This window comes from Sphingopyxis sp. (assembly GCF_035686825.1).
Lineage (GTDB): Bacteria > Pseudomonadota > Alphaproteobacteria > Sphingomonadales > Sphingomonadaceae > Sphingopyxis.
In genome coordinates this window covers 303,211-322,605 of sequence record NZ_DASRYZ010000006.1, presented here as the reverse complement: position 1 = coordinate 322,605, position 19,395 = coordinate 303,211, and the positions used below count along the sequence as shown (strand labels likewise).

The window sequence follows — 19,395 nt, the reverse complement described above, 5'->3', positions numbered from 1 at the left end:
TGATGAGTCAGGCGGAGTCCGCCGTCAAGCGCAGGACTCTAGGGATTCCGGGTATCACAATCGTTAACGCGATGAGAACGAAACGAGTCTGGCACACGATATGGAGTCTGCCGCGAATCGCGGACTCAACCACTAGTGGTGTGGCGATGAGGACTCACCCCCCGAAAAAATTTCGTCAAATTCCCGGATCGACCCCGGTCAGCTCGATCGAGCGCATCCACAGTTCGCGCGCGAGTTTCGGATCGCGCGCGGTGCGCGTCGCGCGCGCCGGGCCCGAGCGTCCCGACACTTCGCCCAGCCCCTGCGGTCCCAGATAGTCGCCGCCCTGCACATGCGCGCCCGTCGCCGCCTGCAACGTCGGCCACGCCCCTTGCGCGGCGCTGTTGAAGAAAGGCGACGCGAGCGGGGTCATCGCGCGCAGCGGCAGCGGCAGGTGGCGCTGCAATTCGGTGAGCGCGACACCGGGGTGGCAACCGATCGCCTGCGTCGCTCGCTCCGCGGCGCCCAACCGGCGGTCGAGCTCGAACATGAAAAGCAGGTTCGCGAGCTTGCTCATCTGGTAGCGCGGCCAGTTGTGATAGCTGCGCGCCGCCGACAGGTCGCTGTAATCCATCGTCCCGTTGCGGTGCGCGATGCTGCCGGTGATGACGATGCGGTCGTCGACATGGCCGTGGACCAGCCCGGTGAAGGCGAAGGTGCCGAGGTGATTCACCCCGAATTGCAACTCATAACCCTGCTTCGTCAGCGTCCGGGGCGGGATCATCACCCCGGCATTGTTGACGAGCACGTCGATCCGCGGCCCCGCGAGCACCGCCTTCGCCGCATCGCGAAGCTGGTCGAGGTCGGCGAGATCGAGCGGCAGGAGCGACAGCTCGGCGTTCGGCACGTCGGCCTGGATGCGGTTCATCGCGACCTCGGCCCGGTCGGTGTCGCGGCAGGCGAGGATCACATGCGCGCCGCGCGCCGCGAGGACTTTGGCGGTCTCGAACCCGATGCCGGCATTGGCGCCCGTGACGAGGAAGGTGCGGCCGGTCTGGGCGGAGACATCGTCGGCGGAAAATCCCCTGCTCATTGCGTCCCCCCTCGGTCCCGAACCGGGCTAGATCAGCGTCAGCTGCGCGACCGGCGCGAAACTGGCGCGGTGATGCGGCGTCGGGCCGTGCCGGCGCAGCGCCGCGAGATGCTCGGGCGTGCCATAGCCCATATTGGTCTCCCAGCCAAAACCGGGATAGTCGCGCGCGACCCCGGCCATGAAGCGGTCGCGATGCTCCTTCGCGAGGATGCTCGCGGCCGAAATGCACGGATGCAGCGCGTCGCCGCCGATGATCGCGCGCGCGCTGTAGCGCCATTTGGGAAGGCGGTTGCCGTCGACGAGCACCTCGCCGGGCTCGAACCCCAGCGCCTCGACCGCGCGCGTCATCGCGAGGAAGGTCGCCTGCAATATGTTGATCCGGTCGATCTCGGCGACGCTCGCCTCGCCGACGCCCCAGCGGCAGCGCGCCTTGATCTCGATCTCAAGTTCGCCGCGGCGCCGGGCGGTCAGTTTCTTGCTGTCGTCGAGCCCGGCGATCCCGCCCTCGCACAGCAGCACCGCCGCCGCGACCACCGGCCCCGCCAGCGGCCCGCGTCCGGCCTCGTCGACCCCGACGATCATGAAATCCGCCACGGCGGATATCTCCGATATTCGGCCGCCTGATACAGGCAGAGCCGGTTGCCCGCGGGATCGGTCAGCCACGCCTCGCGCCATCCCCAATCCTCGTCTTTCGGCATCTGGTCGAAACGCACCCCGCGCCGCGCGAGATAGGCGACCCAGGCATCGAGCGCGCCGCTCTCCAGATAGGTCGTCGCTCCGCCCGCCGCGCCGTCGCCGGCATGGATCGACAAGGTGACGCCGTTGGCGGCTTCGAACCGCGCATAGCCATTGTCGGGGCTGTCGACGATCTGGAGCAGCCCGAGTTGCTTGTAGAAAGCCACCGACACCGCATAATCGTTCGCCGGCAAGGTGATTTGATTGAGCGCCGGTCCCGTGAACAACCCGTCGCTGCGCACATATTGCTGCCCCATCGGGCCATGGCCTGCGCCCAGCCCCGGCGCGCCATGCAGCGACAGCCGCACGAAATCGCGCGCGCGCGCGATCGCGGGTTCGAGCGGCATGCCCTGTGCAAGCCCGGTCGCGATCGCGCTCGCCAGCGTGCAGCCGGTGCCGTGGCTGTGCGGTGTGTCGATGCGCGGCGCTTCCCAGCGCGCGACCTCGCCCTCGCCCGTTTCGAGCAGGCGATCGATCACCGTCTCGCCCTCGGCATGGCCGCCCTTGACGAGCAGCGAACAGCCGTGCGCGAGCACCGCCTCCTCGCCGCCCAGGGCTTCGAGCTCGGGCAGGTTCGGGGTCGCGACCATCGCGCGATCGAGCAGGGCCTTGAACGCCGCGATCGTTGCCGCGTCGGCGAGCACCGACCCGCTCGACGCGATCATCACCGGATCGAAAACCAGCGCAGCTTGCGCGAGGTCGGGCCGCGACAATCGTTCGGCCACCGCCGCGGCGGTTTCGGCGCTGCCGATCATGCCGATCTTGACCGCATCGACGCCTATGTCGGACGCGACGCTGTCGATCTGCGCGAGCACCATGTCGGTCGGAACCGGATGCACGCCCTGCACGCCGAGCGTATTCTGCGCGGTGATCGCGGTGATCGCGGTCATCGCATGGCCGCCGAGCATCGTCACCGCCTTGATATCGGCCTGGATTCCCGCGCCGCCGCCGCTATCCGATCCGGCGATTATCAGGACGCGTGCGGTCACGCCTTATGCTTTCGCTCCGTCGAAGCCGGGAATTTCGCCAGCGCCGCGCCTTCGCGCAGCGGCCGGTCGAGCAGGTCGCCGCCGCAATTGGGGCAACGCTCGTCGAGCTTGTCGGCGCAGTTCGCGCAGAAGGTGCACTCGAACGAGCAGATGAAGGCGCCGTGAAGGTTCGCCGGCAAATCGCGTCCGCATTTTTCGCAATCGGGTCGCATTTCAAGCATGGTAAATCTCTTTCAGTTTTCAAAACAAATGGTCAGGCCGCCGCCGCGCGCACCGCGTCGCAGATCATGTCGACGACCTGTTCGACCTGCCCGGCGTCGTCGCCTTCGGCCATCACGCGGATCAAGGGCTCGGTGCCCGACGGACGGATGACGAGGCGGCCGCGCCCGTTGAGCGCCGCCTCGCCCTCGGCGATCGCGGCGATGACATGCTTGTCGTCGAGCGGCTTGCCGCCCGCGAAACGGACATTCTTCAAAAGCTGCGGCACCGGGTCGAACTGGTGGAGCAACTCGCTCGCGGGCTTCGCCGCCGCAACCAGCTCGGCGAGCAGCTGCAATGCCGCGAGCGTGCCGTCGCCGGTCGTCGCATGGTCCGACAGGATCATATGCCCCGACTGTTCGCCGCCGACGTTGAAGCCGCCCTCCTTCATTCGTTCGAGCACATAGCGGTCGCCGACCTTGGTGCGCTCCAGCCGCAGCCCCTCGCCCTCCAGAAAGCGTTCGAGGCCGAGGTTCGACATCACCGTCGCGACGACGCCGCCGCCTTTCAGCCGCCCCTGCCGCGCCCAGCTCGCGCCGATCAGCCCCATGATCTGGTCGCCGTCGATGATCGTCCCTTTTTCGTCGACGACGATCAGCCGGTCGGCGTCGCCATCGAGCGCGATCCCGATGTCGGCGCCGCTTGCGACCACCGTTTCCTGCAGCATCGCGGGTGCGGTCGATCCGCATTTGTCGTTGATATTGGTACCATTGGGCTCGACGCCGATCGCGACCACGTCGGCGCCCAGTTCCCAGAACACCGTCGGCGCGCTGTTATACGCCGCGCCATTGGCGCAATCGAGCACGATGCGCAGCCCGTCGAGGCGGACCGATTCGGGCAGGCTCTGCTTCACCGCATGGATATAGCGGCCGCGCGCGTCGTCGATGCGTTTCGCGCGCCCGATATGCCCCGCATCGGCGAGCTTCGGCTCGACGGTGAGCAGATGTTCGATCTGCGCCTCGTCCTCGTCGGACAATTTATAGCCGTCGGGGCCGAACAGCTTGATCCCGTTGTCGCGAAACGGGTTGTGGCTCGCCGAGATCATCACGCCGAGATCGGCGCGCATCGAGCGCGTCAGCATCGCGATCGCCGGGGTCGGCATCGGCCCCACCTGCACGACGTCCATGCCGACGCTGGTGAAGCCCGCGACGAGCGCGTTTTCGAGCATATAGCCCGACAGTCGCGTGTCCTTGCCGATCACGACGCGATGCTTGTGCGTTCCGCGCAGGAAATGCGCGCCCGCCGCCATGCCGACGCGCATCGCGACCTCCGCCGTCATCGGGACCTGATTGGTCAGGCCGCGAATCCCGTCGGTTCCGAAAAATTTGCGCATCGTCCCTCTGCTACACTAACCATGGCCGGCAAATGCCTGCCCCGGCTTCCCGCGGGATGGCCCCCGCGGAGCATTTCCCGGCCCAAAAACCGGTTCCCGTTTCTTTCGGGAGGTGCTCTAAGTCACCCTCTTTTGCTTGGCAAGCTGGCCAGAAAAATCGCCGGGAGAATCCGTCTTGAAATCCGCTTGGCTCATCCTCTCGGCGCTGATCGCCGGCATGCTTCTCGGTATTGGCGTCGAGCTGGTCTCGCCCGCCGCCGGAACCGCGTCGCTGCCGTGGATCGAACCGATCGGGCTGCTCTGGCTTAACGCGCTCAAGATGACGATCGTCCCGCTGATCGTCGCGCTGCTGATCACCGGCATCACCGCCACCGCCGATGCCGCGCGCGCGGGCACGCTCGCTTTCCGCGCGGTGATGACCTTCCTAGGCGCGATCTTCCTCTCCGGCCTCATGTCGCTGTTGATGACGCCGCTGCTGCTGCGGCTCTTTCCGCTTTCGCCCGGCGCCGCCGAAGCCTTGCGCCACGGGCTCGGCGGCACGGCGGAGGCGGGGCCGTCGCCCAGTTTCGGCGATTTCCTGCTGTCGCTCGTCCCGACCAATCCGATCGCCGCAGCGGCTGAAACGGCGATCCTGCCGCTGATCGTCTTCACCACCATCTTCGCCTTCGCGATCACCCGCCTCGAACCAGCGCAGCGCGCGACGCTATCCGGATTGTTCAAGGCGCTTGGCGACGCGATGCTGATCGTCATCGGCTGGGTGCTCGCGCTCGCGCCGATCGGCGTCTTCGCATTGGGCTATGCGCTCGCGGTCAAGGCCGGGTTCGCGGCGTTCGGCGGCCTCATCCATTATGTGCTGATTCTCTCAGGGATAGGCGTCAGCTGCATCATCCTCGGACTTTTGCTCGCCTGGTTCGTCGTCGGCATCGCGCCGCCGCGTTTCCTGCGCGCGATGGTGCCGACGCTCGCGGTCGCGATCAGCACGCAAAGCTCGCTTGCCAGCCTGCCCGCGATGTTGAAATCGTCGGAGGAGCTCGGCGTCGATCCCAAGAAAGCCGATGTCGTGCTGCCCCTCGCGGTCGCCTTGTTCCGCTTCACCAGCCCCGCGATGAACCTCGCCGTGGTCGTCTACGTCGCCTGGCTGTTCGGGGTCGAACTGACGCCGTGGGAGATGGCGATCGGCCTCGCCGTCGCGATCGCCGCCGCGCTCTCCTCGGTCAGCCTGCCCGGCTCGATCAGCTTCGTGACCTCGATCGCGCCGATCGCGGTGTCGATGGGGGTTCCCGTCGCGCCATTGGGGCTGCTCGTCGCGGTCGAGACCTTTCCCGACATCTTCCGGACCATCGGCAATGTTATCGGCGACGTCGCCGCGACCAAATATGCCGCCGACGGCGTCGAAAATGAACCTGCAGGAGAAGTCCCATGAAATATCGCAAGCTCGGCCACGGCCTCGAAGTTTCGGCGATCGGCATCGGCTGCATGCCGATGATCCGGGGCGGCAACATCCTTTATGGCGAGGCCGCCGACTTGGGTGAATCGACGCGCACGATCCACCGCGCGATCGACCTTGGCGTCACCTTCTTCGACACCGCGCAAATCTATGGCCCGTTCAGCAACGAGGAATTGCTGGGCGAGGCGATCAAGGGCAAGCGCGACGGCCTCGTCATCGCGACCAAATTCGGCTTCCGCTTCGAAGGCAAGCAGATCACCGGCGTCGACGGCTCGCCCGCGAACGCCCGCGCCGCATGCGAAGGCTCGCTCCAGCGGCTCGGCATCGACACGATCGACCTTTTCTACCAGCACCGCGTCGATCCCAATGTGCCGATCGAGGAGGTCGTCGGCGGGATGATGGAGCTGGTGAAGGAGGGCAAGGTCCGCCACATCGCGCTCTCCGAAGCCGGCCCCGAAACGCTCCGCCGCGCCGCGAAGGCCGCGCCGATCACCGCGCTGCAGAGCGAATATTCGATCTGGGAACGCGATATCGAGGACGAAATCCTTCCCGTCTGCCGCGAACATGGCATCGGCTTCGTCCCCTATTCGCCGCTCGGCCGCGGCTTCCTCGCGGGCGCGGTGCGCAGCCGCGACGAGCTTCCCGAGGGCGACTGGCGGCGCAACGACCCGCGCTATTCGGACGAGAATCTCCCCGCCAACCTCGCGATCGTCGATGCGATCGGCGCGGTGGCGGACAAACATGGCGCGTCGAAGGCGCAGGTCGCGCTCGCCTGGCTGCTCGCGCAAGGGGAGGACATCGTGCCGATCCCGGGCACCAAGCGCCGCGCGACGATGGAGGACAGCGTCGCCGCCGCTGACGTGACGCTGACCGCCGAAGACCTCGCCGCGATCGACGCCGCCGCGCCCAAGGGCGGCACCAGCGGCCCGCGCTATGGCGAACAGGGAATGCGGATGGTGCGGCTGTGATCTTGTAGCGGGTCGTGCGGCTGCGAGCGACCGAAACTAGCCGTCGCCCCCGCGAATGCGGGGGCCGCTGTCGGTTTACGCGACGCCGCAGAATAAGGCCGCTAACGGCCCCCGCCTTCGCGGGGGCGACGCATTCTCTAAACGACAGCTCTCCCCCCAAAACAGACGCCCCCTCCCCTCCACCGACAAGGCTTACCCCCGCAAGACAAACCCGCTAGCCTCGCTCCCATGCGCCAGATTCTCGCCACACTCGCCCTTATCCTGATCAGCCCCGCCGCGCAGGCGCAGACGATCGACAGCGCGGTCGAGGGCGATGCTATCCTTCAGGATTTCACTTTCGCGACCGGCGAAAAACTGCCCGAGCTCAAGATCCATTACACCACGCTCGGCACCCCGCAGCGCGATGCCAAGGGCGATGTCACCAACGCGGTGATGATCCTCCACGGCACCGGCGGGACCGGAAAGCAATTCTTCCAGCCGCAGTTCGCGGGCGAGCTGTTCGGCCCCGGGCAGCCGCTCGACGCGAGCAAATATTACATCATCCTGCCCGACAATATCGGCCATGGCGGCTCGTCGAAGCCGAGCGACGGGCTGCGCATGAAATTCCCGCGCTATGATTACGCCGACATGGTCGCCGCGCAGCACCGGATGCTCACCGAAAAGCTCGGCGTGAAGAAATTGAAGCTGATCCTCGGTACCTCAATGGGCTGCATGCACGCCTTCATGTGGGGGACGAAGCGCCCCGGCTTCGCCGAAAAGCTCGCGCCCTTCGCCTGCCTGCCGGTCGAGATCGCGGGGCAGAACCGCATGTGGCGGACGCTGTCGATCGACGCGATCAAGGCCGACCCGCTGTGGAACGGCGGCGATTACAAAGAGCCGCCCGCCGCAGGCCTGCGCACCGCCGCTTCGCTCGTCCTGATCGCGGGCGCCAACCCCTATGCGCTGCAGGCGCAATATCCGACGCGCGAAGCCGCCGAACAATATAAGGATCAGGCCTTCGCGCGCGCCTATGGCCGCAATGACGCCAATGACGCGATCTACCAGCTCGACAGCTCGCGAACCTATAATCCCTGGCCGGACCTCGAAAAGATCGAGGTGCCCGTCCTGTGGATCAACTCGGCCGACGATTTCATCAACCCGCCCGCCTATGGCATCACCGAAAAAGCGACCCCGCGCATGAAGAAGGCTAGGTTCATCCTCATCCCCGCGAGCGCCGAGACCAAGGGCCACGGCACCCACACATGGGCGAAATTCTGGAAGGATGATCTCGCGAAGCTGATGGCGGAATAGGTCCGCCGCGCCTTCGCCGCGATGACGAAGTTGGGTTTGCGGCGTCCCAAGCTTCTATCCCTTCCCCAAGTCCCGCAAAACCGTTAGTGCGCGCCCATGATCCTCGTCATCGACAATTATGACAGCTTCACCTTCAACCTCGTTCACTATCTGATCGAGTTGGGGGTCGACGTGCGCGTCGAGCGCAACGACGCGCTGACCGCGGCAGAGGCACTGGCGACCGGCGCCGATGCGATCCTGATCTCGCCCGGCCCCTGCACCCCGAACGAAGCCGGCATCAGCCTCGACCTCGTCGCCGCCTGCGCCGACGCGCGGCGCCCGCTGCTCGGCGTGTGCCTCGGCCATCAGGCGATCGGCCAGCATTTCGGCGGCACGGTGCAGCGCGGCCATTTGATGCACGGCAAGACCTCGCCGGTCTGCCACGACGGCAGCGGGCTCTACGCGGGCCTGCCCTCGCCCTTTCAGGCGACGCGCTATCACAGCCTCGAGGTCGTCGACATTCCCGCGGGTCTCGTCATCAACGCGACCAGCGACGACGGCGCGGTGATGGGGTTCCGGCACGCCGAGCTGCCGATCCACGGCGTCCAGTTCCACCCCGAAAGCATCGCGACCGAGCATGGCCATGCGATGCTCGCCAATTTCCTGAAGATCGCGGGATTATTGCCGGTCGGCGAGCGGAAGGCGGCATGAGCCGCTTCGGCCCGTTCCCCGACCCCTCGGCGCTGCTCGATCACGACGAGGCGGCGGACGCCTTCGCGACGATGCTCGACGGCGGCGCGACCGATGAGCAGGTCACCCAATTCCTGATCGCGCTGTCCGACCGCGGCGAAACGATGGTCGAAATCGCCGCCGCGGCCGAAGCGATGCGCGAGCGGCTGATCCCGATCGACGCCCCCGCCGGCGCGATCGACGTCTGCGGCACCGGCGGCGACGGCCATCATACGCTCAACGTCTCGACCGCGGTGTCGATCGTCGTCGCGGCGTGCGAGGTTCCGGTCGCAAAACACGGAAATCGCGCGGCTTCTTCGAAATCGGGTGCCGCCGACACGTTGGAAGCGCTCGGCCTCGACATGGAGCGCGCCGACCGGCAGGCGCAGGAACAGCTCGCCGACCTCGGCATCTGTTTCCTCTTCGCCGGAACGCGCCACCCGGCGATGAAGCGCATCATGCCGATCCGACGGGCGATCGGGCGCCGCACGATCTTCAATCTGATGGGGCCGCTCGCCAACCCCGCGCGCGTCACACGCCAGCTCGTCGGCATCGCGCGCCCCGCCTATGTCCCCGTCTATGCCGAGGCGCTGCACCGGCTCGGCACCGAGCATTCGCGCGTGATCTCGGGCGACGAGGGGCTCGACGAACTGTCGCTCGCGGGCGGCAATGAGGTCGCGGTGGTGACGCCCGAAGGCGTGCGGATGCAGCGCAGCGTCGCCGCCGATGCCGGACTCCCGACGCGCTCGCTCGCCGAAATTCGCGGCGGCGACGCCGAATATAATGCGAAGGCGCTTCGCGGGCTGCTGCAGGGCGAGCCCGGCGCCTATCGCGACGCGGTGCTCTACAACGCTGCCGAGGCGCTCGTCGTCGCCGGCGCCGCCGCGACCTTGCTCGAAGGCGTCGAGGAAGCCGCCGAGGCGATCGACAAGGGCCTTGCTAACGCGCTGCTTAATTGCTGGATCGCCTATAAATGAACAAGCTAACCCAGATACTTGCGACCAAAGCCGAAGAAGTCGCCGAGCGCCGCGCGGCGCGTTCCTTTTCGGATCTTGACGCCATCGACGCCGGCCCGGTGCGCGGCTTCGCCAAAGCGCTGCAGGCCAAAATCGATGCCGGCGGCTTTGCCCTGATCGCCGAAATCAAGAAAGCATCGCCATCCAAAGGCCTGATAAGGCAGGATTTCAACCCGGCGGATCACGCCCGCGCCTATGCCGCGGGCGGCGCCGCCTGCCTGTCGGTCCTCACCGATGCGCCCTATTTTCAGGGGCATGAAGATTATCTCGTCACCGCGCGCGCCGCCTGCGCGCTTCCCGCGTTGCGCAAGGATTTCATGGTCGATCCGTGGCAGGTCGCCGAAGCGCGCGCGATCGGCGCCGACGCGATCCTGATCATCGTCGCCGCGCTCGACGATGGCGTGATGCAGGAGATCGAGGCCGCCGCACTTGAACGCGGCATGGACATACTCGTCGAGGTGCACGACGAGGCCGAACTCGACCGCGCGCTCGCGCAGCTCAAGTCGCGCCTGATTGGGGTCAACAACCGCGACCTGCGCACCTTCGAAACCGACCTCGCGGTCACCGAACGCCTCGCGAAGCGCGTCCCGCCGGGCACGCTGCTCGTCGGCGAAAGCGGCATCGCGAGCCACGCCGACTGCGCAAGGCTGGCGCAAAGCGGCGTCAAAGCCTTCCTCGTCGGCGAAAGCCTGATGCGCCAGGATGACGTCACGGTGGCAACGAGGGCGCTGCTCGAGGGCGCCGCAGCATGACGCGGCCGACGCACCTCGACGAAAGCGGGGCAGCGTCGATGGTCGATGTCGGCGCCAAGCCCGCGACGCAACGCCGCGCGGTCGCTGGCGGGCGGATCACCATGTCCGCCGAGGCCCTCGAAGCGATCCGCAGCGGCAACGCGCCCAAGGGCGACGTCCTCTCGACCGCACGCATCGCCGGCATCATGGCCGCGAAGCGCACCGCCGACCTCATCCCGCTTTGCCACCCGCTCGCGCTGACCAAGGTCGGTGTCGATTTTACGTGGGAAGAGGTTGGCATCGCTGTCACAGCCACCGCGCAGACGACCGGTCAGACGGGGGTCGAGATGGAGGCGCTCACCGCCGCTTCGGTCGCGCTCCTCACCCTCTACGACATGGCGAAGGCGCTCGACCGCGCGATGGTCCTCGGCGACATCCGCCTCCTCGAAAAGAGCGGCGGCCGCTCGGGCGACTGGCGCGCCGAATGAGCGGCCTGCTCGCCGTCGAGGAAGCGCAGGCGGGGCTCCTCGCGCTGCGCGGCCCGCTCGGTAGCGAAAATATCGCCTTTTCCGAATCGCTTGGCCGCCATCTTGCGGACGATGTCATCGCACGGCGCGACCAGCCCGCGGCGCCCCTCTCCGCCATGGACGGCTATGCGATCCGCTACGACGACCTGCCCGGCCCGTGGACCGTCATCGGCGAAAGCGCCGCGGGTGCGGCGCCCGACCGGAGCGTCGGTCCCGGCGAGGCGATGCGCATCTTCACCGGCGCCCTCCTCCCCCCCGGCGCCGACACCGTGATCGTCCAGGAGGATGTCGCGCGCAAGGGCGATGAGCTGGCGCTGACGCGCGACGGCCCCGGCGCGCGCGGACGCCATGTCCGCACGCGCGCCGCCGATTTCGCCGCCGGCGATCGCTTGCTTGCCGCGGGCACCCGCCTGACCCCGGGCGCAATCGCCGCGGCGGCGATGAGCGGCGCGGGGCAGCTTGCCGTCGGCCGCCGCCCGCGCGTCGCGATCGTCACGACCGGCGACGAACTTGTCCAGCCCGGGCGCGCGCTCGCGCCCGGCCAGATCCCCGAAAGCAACGGCGTCATGCTCGCCGCGATGCTCGCCGGAGAGATCGCCGCACCCACGCTGCCGCACCATATTCCCGACGACCGCGCCAAAATCGCGAGCGCGCTCAAGGAGTTGGCGCGACGTCACGACGTCATCGTCACCGTCGGCGGCGCGTCGGTCGGCGATCACGACCATGTCCGCGGCGCGCTCGAGGATGCCGGCGGGCGGCTCGATTTCTGGAAGATCGCGATGAAGCCCGGCAAGCCGCTGATCGCGGGAACGCTCGGCGACGCGATCCTCCTCGGCCTTCCCGGCAATCCCTCGTCGGCCTTCGTCACCGCGACCTTGTTCCTGCTGCCGCTCGTCCGCCACCTGGCCGGGGCGGGCACCCCCTTGCCGCCCGTGCATCGCGCACCGCTCGCCGCGCCGCTCGGCGAAGGCGGAACACGCCGCGATTACCTCCGCGCGCGACTCGAAAACGGCCGCCTGACGCCGATGATCGGACAGGAAAGCGGCCGCACCCTTCCGCTCGCTTCGGCCAATGCGCTGCTGATCCGCGACATCGGCGCGCCGCCGCGCGATGCCGGCGACATGGCGGACTATATCGTCATCGCTTGACAAGTTCCGATTTGTTCCACTATCGTTCTCGCTATGTCCGGCCCGGCAGCAACGGGTCATCATGGAGAACGACCGATGTTGACCGCGAAGCAGCATGAACTGCTCCACTTCATCCAGGAACGCCTCGACACGAGCGGCATTTCGCCGTCGTTCGAGGAGATGAAGGAGGCGCTCGGCCTCAAGTCGAAATCGGGCATACACCGACTGATAAGCGCCTTGGAAGAAAGGGGTTTCCTCCGCCGCCTTCCCAACCGCGCGCGCGCGCTCGAAGTGCTCAAGGTGCCCGAAGCGGCGAAATCGGCGTCGGTGGCACGCGAACCGGCGCGCGAAAATGTCGTGCCGCTGCGCAAGAGCCCGGCCGCGATGCGGCCGATCGCGGCGAACGACATCGTCGAGGTGCCGCTGCACGGCAAGATCGCCGCGGGCGTACCGATCGAGGCGTTCGAGGATCACAACAATCTCGCGGTTCCCGCCGCGCTGCTCGGGTCGGGCGAACATTATGCGCTCGAAGTATCGGGCGACTCGATGGTCGAGGCGGGAATCTTCGACGGCGACTATGCGCTGATCCAGAAGGCGAGCACCGCGCGCGAGGGCGACATCGTCGTCGCGCTCGTCGACGGACAGGACGCGACGCTCAAATATTTCCGCCGCGAAGGGCAGATGATCCGGCTCGACCCGGCGAACAGCGCCTATGAGCCGCAACGCTACCCCGCCGAGCGCGTCATCGTGCAAGGGCGTTTGTCGGGACTGCTTCGTCGTTACCACTAAGCTGCTGCGGACGGCGCCACGGATGCGCGTCGCCCGCGCGAAGCGCGGCGACGGCGCTTGGCGCATCGCCCAGATAGAGCGCCAGCCCGCCGGATTCGGCGAGGCTGTCGCGATCGATCGTCATCCAGCGTGCCGTACATTCGCGCGGTAGCCAGCGGTCGCTGATCACGACGTCGGCGGCGGCGCAGGCAGCCGCCATGTCGGCACCCTCGATCCGGTCGCGGCCGTGCGACGCCAGGATGATGCGCCGCGCCCGCCCCTCACCCTGCGCCCAGCGGCAGAAATCGCGATTGCATTCGACATGGCCCAGCTCGGCCAATGCCAAAAGCGGCGCGTCGACGCCGGCGGCTTCGGCTACGGTATCGCGCACATAGTCGCCCGCCCGGTCGCGCAGCAGCGCATAGCCGCCGCCGGGCAGCGCGGCGGCGATATGCCGCCCGTCGCTCGTAACGAGCAGGTCGGGGCGCGGCGCGGCGAGCAGCGCCGCCATTCCGATGATCAGCGGCACCGCCCCGGCGCGGCGCCAGCGCGTCTGCCACAGCAGCAGCCACAGTCCGCCGAAGACCGCGAGAGCGAAACCCCAAGGCGGAAAGCTCGGCATCGTCGCGACCGCCCCCGGCGCATCGGCGACGCCGTGCGCCAGCGCGATCAGCGCCAGCAGCGCCTGTTCGGCCACCCACCAGAAGGGCGCGCCCAAGCCGACGCTGTCGAACAACAGCGCGAGCGCCTCCGCCGGCATGATGACAAAGGTCGTCAGCGGGATCGCGACGACATTGGCGAGCGCGCCGTAAAGGCCCGCCTTGTGGAAATGGAACAGCGCGATCGGCGCCAATGCGACTTCGACGACCAAGCCGGTGATCAACAATCCGGCAATTCCGCGCCCCAGCCGGAATAGCCACGGCTCGTCGCGGCGGGCCATGAACGCTTGCATCGCCCGGCTTTCGTGCAGCGCGATGATCGCCGTGACCGCGGCAAAACTCAGCTGAAAGCTTGGCCCCGCAAGCGCTTCGGGCCGCCAGATCAACACGATCAGCGCGCCCGCGGCAACAAGCCGCAGTGTCAGCGCCTCGCGCCCTATCAGAAAGGCGACGAGCACGAGCAGCGCCGCGATGAACGACCGCAGCGTCGGCACCTCGGCGCCGGCGAGCAGCGTATAGCCTCCGCCCGCGAGCGCCCCCGCCGCTGCTGCGAGCGGCAGGACGAGGCCCGCGAGCGCCAGCCGCCGGTTTAGCGCCAGCAGGCGCATCGCCAGCAGCATGGCAAAACCGACCACCGCGGTCACATGCAGCCCGCTGATCGATAGCAGATGCGCGAGGCCGCTGCGGCGCATCGCCTCCTCGTCGGCCTCGGAAATCGCGCCGCGGTCGCCGGTCACCAGCGCCGCCGCGATGCCGCCCGCCGAACCTTCGACCTCGCCCTGGATATGCGCGCTCAGCCGAGCGCGCAGCCGCGGCGCGGCGGCTTCCTTCCCCGGCACGCCGGACACCTCGCCCAATATCGTCCCGACCGCACCGATTCCGTCGAACCAGGCGCGCTGGGCAAAATCATAGCCGCCCGGCAGGCTCGCGGTCGGCGGCGGCATCAACCGCGCGCGGACGCCGATCGTTTCGCCGTCGGCAAGCCCCACCGCCTGTTCGGTGCGCAGCGTCAGGCGCACACGTGGCGGCAGGTCGCTCCGCCGCTGCGGCAGCGCGAGGATGCGGATCTGCCCCTTTGCCGGAAGCGGCTCGACGCGCTCGACTATGGCGGAAAAGCTCGTCGTTACCGGCGCCGCGAGCACGGGCGCCGCGACCCACAGCGCGCGGGCCCAGATCAGCAGGATTCCAGCCGCCGCGGCCCCGCTCCCGACGACAAGTGCGCGGCCGAACCGGCTGTGCCAGCCGATCAGCAACCCGAACAACAGGCCCGCCGCCAGCGCTAGCAGCAGCCCGATCCAATGCGCATGCGCGGGCAAGGCGAACCAGGCGGCGATCCCCGCGCCCAATGCGACGGGGAGCCAAAGCCCGATCCGCTCGCGCTCGGCTTCGAGCCGCGCTTCGAGCGCTTCGCCCGTCCGTTGCAAGACAGCCGCCCGACGCGTCGAAATGGGCGTTTGAAGCGGACTTGTCGCCATGCTAGGGGCACCCCCGATCCCCGTCCAACAGGGCGGCAAAGTGAGTGAAAGAGGCCGTAGTGGCAACCGAAAACCAAACCAGAACGGCCGGAGTGACCCCCGAGGCGACCGGCGCCGACGTCGTGACCCGCTTCGCCCCCTCGCCGACCGGCTATCTGCATATCGGCGGCGCGCGCACCGCGCTGTTCAACTGGCTGTTCGCACGCCACCATGGCGGTAAATTCCTGCTGCGGATCGAAGACACCGACCGCGCGCGCTCGACCGACGCGGCGATCGACGCGATTCTCGACGGGATGCAGTGGCTCGACCTCGATTGGGACGGCGAGACGGTGTTCCAGTTCGCGCGCGCGCCGCGCCACGCCGAGGTCGCGCACGAACTGCTCGCGAAGGGCGAGGCCTATCGCTGCTATCTGACGCAGGACGAGCTCGCCGCGATGCGCGCCGAAGCGCAGGAAAAGCGCCAGCCCTTCCGCGTGCGCAGCCCGTGGCGCGATCGCGACGACGGCGATCCCGCGGCGCCGCACGTCCTTCGCCTGCGCGCGCCGCAGGAGGGCGCGGTGACGATCGCCGACAAGGTGCAGGGCGACGTCACGGTGCAGAACGCCGAGCTCGACGATTTCATCCTGCTCAGGAGCGACGGCACGCCGACCTATATGCTCAGCGTCGTCGTCGACGATAACGATATGGGCGTGACGCACGTGATCCGCGGCGACGACCATCTCAACAACGCCTTCCGCCAGCTGGCGCTGCTGCGCGCGATGAACTGGCACGAGCCCGTTTACGCGCATGTTCCGCTGATCCACGGCGCCGACGGCGCCAAGCTGTCGAAACGCCACGGCGCGCTCGGCGTCGATGCCTATCGCGACGAGATGGGCTACCTGCCCGAAGCGGTGAACAATTATCTCCTCCGCCTCGGCTGGGGACACGGCGACGACGAGATCATCAGCCGCGCGCAGGCGACCGAGTGGTTCGATCTCGACCATGTCGGCCGCTCGCCGTCGCGCTTCGACTTCAAAAAGCTCGAAAATCTCAACGGCCATTATCTCCGCGAAGCCGACGACGCGCGCCTTGCGGACCTCGTCGCCCCACGCGTCGAAAAGCTCGTCGGCCGCGCGCTCGACGGTCTCGATCGCGATCTGCTGACGCGCGCGATGGATGCACTCAAACCGCGTGCGAAGACGCTCGACGAAATCGCCGACGGCGCGACCTTCCTCTTCCAACCGGACCCGTTGCCGGTGGACGAAAAGGCGGTCGAGGTGCTAAAGGCCGCGCCCGAAGGCCTGCTGACTGCCGTGACCGAACGGCTGCGCGGGCTGAACGACTGGACGACAGAAGAGCTGGACGCGGCCGTGCGCGCCGAAGCCGAAGCCGCCGAACTGGGGCTCGGAAAACTCGCGCAACCCCTACGCGCCGCATTAACCGGCCGAACCGTTTCCCCGGGAATTTTCGACGTGCTGCTCTTGCTCGGACGCGATGTCAGTCTCGCCCGACTTGACGCAGCGCAACATTATCCGGCAGGGGCGTAGCGACTCTCTCTCCCCGCCGTCAGAACAGGGAAAAAAATATGACCGACACCGCGAAAATCACGCTGGGCGACAAGACCGTCGACAGCCCTGTCCTGTCGGGCACCGTCGGCCCCGACGTCGTCGATATCCGCAAATTCTACGCCCAGACCGGCGCCTTCACCTACGACCCCGGCTTCACCTCGACCGCGAGCTGCGAATCGCAGATCACCTATATCGACGGCGACGAAGGCGTCCTCCTCCACCGCGGTTATGCGATCGGCGACCTCGCCGAAAACTCGAGCTTCATGGAGGTCTGCTACCTCCTCCTCAACGGCGAGCTGCCGAATGCCGGCGAACTCGAAAAATTCGACAACACGATCACCCGCCACACGATGCTGCACGAGCAGCTCGCGACCTTCTACCGCGGCTTCCGCCGCGATGCGCACCCGATGGCGGTGATGTGCGGCGTCGTCGGCGCGCTCAGCGCCTTCTATCACGACTCGACCGAGATCCACGATCCGCACCAGCGCATGATCGCCAGCCATCGGCTGATCGCAAAAATGCCGACGATCGCCGCGATGGCGTATAAATATTCGGTCGGCCAGCCCTTCGTCTATCCCGACAACAAGCTGAGCTACACCGGCAATTTCCTGCGCATGACCTTCGGCGTTCCCGCCGAGGAATATGAAGTCGTTCCCGCCGTCGAGCGCGCGCTCGACCGCATCTTCATCCTCCACGCCGACCACGAACAGAACGCGTCGACCTCGACCGTCCGCCTCGCGGGTTCGTCGGGTGCCAATCCTTTCGCGTGCATCGCGGCGGGCATCGCCTGCCTCTGGGGGCCCGCGCATGGCGGCGCGAACGAGGCCGCGCTCAACATGCTGCGCGAAATCGGCCGCCCCGAGCGCATCCCCGAATATATCGCGCGTGCCAAGGACAAGGACGATCCGTTCCGCCTGATGGGCTTCGGCCACCGCGTCTACAAGAATTACGACCCGCGCGCGACCGTGATGCAGAAGACGGTGCGCGAGGTGTTCGACGCACTCAAGGTCAACGACCCGGTGTTCGAGGTCGCGCTGCAGCTCGAGGAAATGGCGCTCAACGATCCCTATTTCATCGAAAAGAAGCTGTTCCCGAACGTCGACTTCTATTCGGGCGTGATCCTCTCGGCGATCGGTTTCCCGACGACGATGTTCACCGCGCTCTTCGCGCTCGCGCGCACCGTCGGCTGGGTCGCGCAGTGGAACGAGATGATCTCGGACCCCGCGCAGAAGATCGGCCGCCCGCGCCAGCTCTACACCGGTCCGACGCATCGCCCGTTCGTGCCCGTCGACAAGCGCTAAGCCGACCAACTTGAACGCCAAACAAAAAAGGGACCGCGCCGCGGTCCCTTTTTTTGGCAAACGCCCCTACCCGCTCTCCCCATCCAGCCGCGCGCATAGCGCATCGACCTTCGCCGCCAGCTCGGCGATCCGCAGCTGGTCGAGCTTTTCGTGCAGCCGCATGATCTCCAATTCGGCGCGCAGGTTAATCTCGTAATCGACGCTCGCGGTCAGCCGGTCCTTCGCCGCCTGCCGGTTCTGGCTCATCATGATGATCGGCGCCTGCACCGCGGCGAGCGTCGAGAGCATCAGATTCAGGAAGATGAAGGGATAGGGGTCGAACGCCAGCCCGAAATGCTGAAGCACCTCCGAATTGAGCAGCATCCAGCCGAGCAGGATCAGCGTGAAGGCGATGATGAAGGCCCATGAGCCGCCCACCGCCGCGACGCGGTCGGCGAGCCTGTCGCCCGTGCTCGCCTGCGCATCGCCAAGGTCGGCGGCATCGCGGCTGCTCGGCGCACGCCGCGCGACGGCCTGCACCACGCGGCTTTCCTCGGGGTCAAGTTCGTCGAAGGCGCGCCCGAGCAGCCGCAGCGACAGGTCGTTGAGGTGCGTGTCGGCGTTCATCTCACTCCTATCCAACCCAGCGCCAGATGCCCGCCACCATATACCCGAGCGCGCCATGCGCCCAGGTCGCAACGATCCACAAGACAATCCCGCCGAACAGCGCATGCCCGCGCGGGATCGTATCGATCCATGGCGCTTGGCCCGCGACCTGCCGCGCATAGGGGATAAAGCTCGTCCGCGCCGCCCACCCGCGCCACGCCTCGCCCATCAGCCGCGCCTTCTTCGCATCCTGCCCCGCCGAACCGACGAGCGCGAGGACGACGATCGTTACCGACAGGATGATCTGGCCCGGCGTCGGCATCACCATGATATGCGCGATCGCCCATAGCGCGAAACCCCACATCATCGGATGCCGCGTGATCGCGAACACCCCACGCGCGGCCGCGGCCGCATCCCGCGCGGCGTGCGGCGCGGGCAGCGCCGGATTGCCGATCAGCGATCCCATGAACAAGATGCTCGCGAACAGCACGATCAGCGAGGCGAGCATCCACAGCGTATCGCCCACCGCCCACAGCGGCGGCTCGGGCGGCATACCGCGCCAGGCCTGCACCACCATGATCAGCGTCGCGATCGCGACGATCGAATAGACGATCTGGAACCCCCGCTCGCCGAGCCGCCCCGCGAGCCCGTCCCGCAGCGGGTGCGACAGGACAAGATGCGATCCGACGAACAAAATGCAGGTGACGATCAGAAGCGACATGGGCTGCATGGCCAATCCCTCATCGAGCAAGGTTGCCGCACCGAGCTCCCGTCAGCGGGCGACTCGCAACGGCGTCGCCGCCACCATCCGCGACAAAGCTAACAGTGTCAACATGGACGATGCGGGGCGACGCGAAGG

At 67.4% G+C, this 19,395-nt stretch carries 19 protein-coding genes; 11 read left to right on the top strand and 8 right to left on the bottom strand.

The window, feature by feature from the left end; all coding sequences use genetic code 11:
• Positions 1 to 175: 175 nt before the first annotated feature.
• From VFG17_RS14955 to glmM, 5 genes are read right to left on the bottom strand one after another with little or no spacing between them, the layout of a single operon-like run.
• Entirely contained in the window at positions 176 to 1,072 is an 897-nt protein-coding gene (locus VFG17_RS14955; protein ID WP_325030172.1) for an oxidoreductase, read from the bottom strand.
• A 27-nt stretch (positions 1,073 to 1,099) separates the two neighbouring features.
• Positions 1,100 to 1,654 carry a ribonuclease HII gene (locus VFG17_RS14950; protein ID WP_325030733.1) on the bottom strand — a complete coding sequence of 185 codons (555 nt, stop codon included), beginning with the start codon at positions 1,652 to 1,654 and terminating at the stop codon, positions 1,100 to 1,102.
• Positions 1,651 to 2,796 carry a bifunctional hydroxymethylpyrimidine kinase/phosphomethylpyrimidine kinase gene (gene thiD, locus VFG17_RS14945; protein WP_325030171.1) on the bottom strand — a complete coding sequence of 382 codons (1,146 nt, stop codon included), beginning with the start codon at positions 2,794 to 2,796 and terminating at the stop codon, positions 1,651 to 1,653. Before thiD ends, VFG17_RS14950 begins: the two co-directional genes overlap by 4 nt.
• Complete coding sequence (locus VFG17_RS14940; RefSeq protein ID WP_325030170.1) at positions 2,793 to 3,017, bottom strand: DUF1272 domain-containing protein; 225 nt, start codon at positions 3,015 to 3,017, stop codon at positions 2,793 to 2,795. Before VFG17_RS14940 ends, thiD begins: the two co-directional genes overlap by 4 nt.
• A 32-nt stretch (positions 3,018 to 3,049) precedes the next feature.
• Complete coding sequence (glmM, locus tag VFG17_RS14935; RefSeq protein ID WP_325030169.1) at positions 3,050 to 4,387, bottom strand: phosphoglucosamine mutase; 1,338 nt, start codon at positions 4,385 to 4,387, stop codon at positions 3,050 to 3,052.
• Between the two features lie 175 nt (positions 4,388 to 4,562).
• On the opposite strand from glmM, the gene VFG17_RS14930 reads away from it, so the two are divergent.
• The 9 genes from VFG17_RS14930 (at position 4,563) to lexA (ending at position 12,990) form a co-directional block, all read left to right on the top strand.
• Entirely contained in the window at positions 4,563 to 5,810 is a 1,248-nt protein-coding gene (locus tag VFG17_RS14930; protein WP_325030168.1) for a dicarboxylate/amino acid:cation symporter, read from the top strand.
• Complete coding sequence (locus VFG17_RS14925) at positions 5,807 to 6,802, top strand: aldo/keto reductase (protein WP_325030167.1); 996 nt, start codon at positions 5,807 to 5,809, stop codon at positions 6,800 to 6,802. The genes VFG17_RS14930 and VFG17_RS14925 overlap by 4 nt, the downstream gene beginning before the upstream one ends.
• A gap of 228 nt (positions 6,803 to 7,030) precedes the next feature.
• Complete coding sequence (locus VFG17_RS14920) at positions 7,031 to 8,092, top strand: alpha/beta fold hydrolase (RefSeq protein ID WP_325030166.1); 1,062 nt, start codon at positions 7,031 to 7,033, stop codon at positions 8,090 to 8,092.
• A gap of 96 nt (positions 8,093 to 8,188) precedes the next feature.
• Positions 8,189 to 8,782, top strand: a complete 594-nt coding sequence (locus VFG17_RS14915; RefSeq protein ID WP_325030165.1) for an aminodeoxychorismate/anthranilate synthase component II — start codon at positions 8,189 to 8,191, stop codon at positions 8,780 to 8,782.
• Positions 8,779 to 9,777: an anthranilate phosphoribosyltransferase gene (gene trpD / locus VFG17_RS14910; RefSeq protein WP_325030164.1), complete on the top strand. Its 999-nt coding sequence runs from the start codon at positions 8,779 to 8,781 to the stop codon at positions 9,775 to 9,777. The genes VFG17_RS14915 and trpD overlap by 4 nt, the downstream gene beginning before the upstream one ends.
• On the top strand, positions 9,774 to 10,568 hold the full coding sequence (gene trpC / locus VFG17_RS14905; RefSeq protein WP_325030163.1) for an indole-3-glycerol phosphate synthase TrpC: 795 nt from the start codon (positions 9,774 to 9,776) through the stop codon (positions 10,566 to 10,568). The genes trpD and trpC overlap by 4 nt, the downstream gene beginning before the upstream one ends.
• The gene (moaC, locus tag VFG17_RS14900) at positions 10,565 to 11,035 is read left to right on the top strand and encodes a cyclic pyranopterin monophosphate synthase MoaC (RefSeq protein ID WP_325030162.1); all 471 of its coding nucleotides are present in this window, start codon (positions 10,565 to 10,567) and stop codon (positions 11,033 to 11,035) included. Before trpC ends, moaC begins: the two co-directional genes overlap by 4 nt.
• Positions 11,032 to 12,222, top strand: coding sequence for a gephyrin-like molybdotransferase Glp (glp, locus tag VFG17_RS14895; RefSeq protein WP_325030161.1), 1,191 nt, complete (start codon positions 11,032 to 11,034; stop codon positions 12,220 to 12,222). The genes moaC and glp overlap by 4 nt, the downstream gene beginning before the upstream one ends.
• Before the next feature lie 75 nt (positions 12,223 to 12,297).
• On the top strand, positions 12,298 to 12,990 hold the full coding sequence (gene lexA, locus VFG17_RS14890) for a transcriptional repressor LexA (RefSeq protein ID WP_325030160.1): 693 nt from the start codon (positions 12,298 to 12,300) through the stop codon (positions 12,988 to 12,990).
• Here lexA and VFG17_RS14885 read toward each other — a convergent pair.
• Positions 12,944 to 15,052: a ComEC/Rec2 family competence protein gene (locus tag VFG17_RS14885; protein ID WP_325030159.1), complete on the bottom strand. Its 2,109-nt coding sequence runs from the start codon at positions 15,050 to 15,052 to the stop codon at positions 12,944 to 12,946. The two genes, lexA and VFG17_RS14885, sit on opposite strands and share 47 nt — an antisense overlap.
• Before the next feature lie 110 nt (positions 15,053 to 15,162).
• Here VFG17_RS14885 and gltX point away from each other — a divergent pair, with 110 nt between their 5' ends.
• Positions 15,163 to 16,629, top strand: a complete 1,467-nt coding sequence (gene gltX / locus VFG17_RS14880; RefSeq protein ID WP_325030158.1) for a glutamate--tRNA ligase — start codon at positions 15,163 to 15,165, stop codon at positions 16,627 to 16,629.
• A 38-nt stretch (positions 16,630 to 16,667) separates the two neighbouring features.
• Positions 16,668 to 17,951 carry a citrate synthase gene (locus VFG17_RS14875; protein ID WP_325030157.1) on the top strand — a complete coding sequence of 428 codons (1,284 nt, stop codon included), beginning with the start codon at positions 16,668 to 16,670 and terminating at the stop codon, positions 17,949 to 17,951.
• Between the two features lie 66 nt (positions 17,952 to 18,017).
• Here VFG17_RS14875 and VFG17_RS14870 read toward each other — a convergent pair whose 3' ends face one another.
• Together VFG17_RS14870 and VFG17_RS14865 are read right to left on the bottom strand one after the other, a co-directional pair.
• A complete protein-coding gene (locus VFG17_RS14870; protein ID WP_325030156.1) occupies positions 18,018 to 18,557 on the bottom strand; it encodes a DUF1003 domain-containing protein in 540 nt (179 codons plus the stop codon).
• Between the two features lie 7 nt (positions 18,558 to 18,564).
• Complete coding sequence (locus VFG17_RS14865; RefSeq protein WP_325030155.1) at positions 18,565 to 19,266, bottom strand: NnrU family protein; 702 nt, start codon at positions 19,264 to 19,266, stop codon at positions 18,565 to 18,567.
• Positions 19,267 to 19,395: the final 129 nt, after the last annotated feature.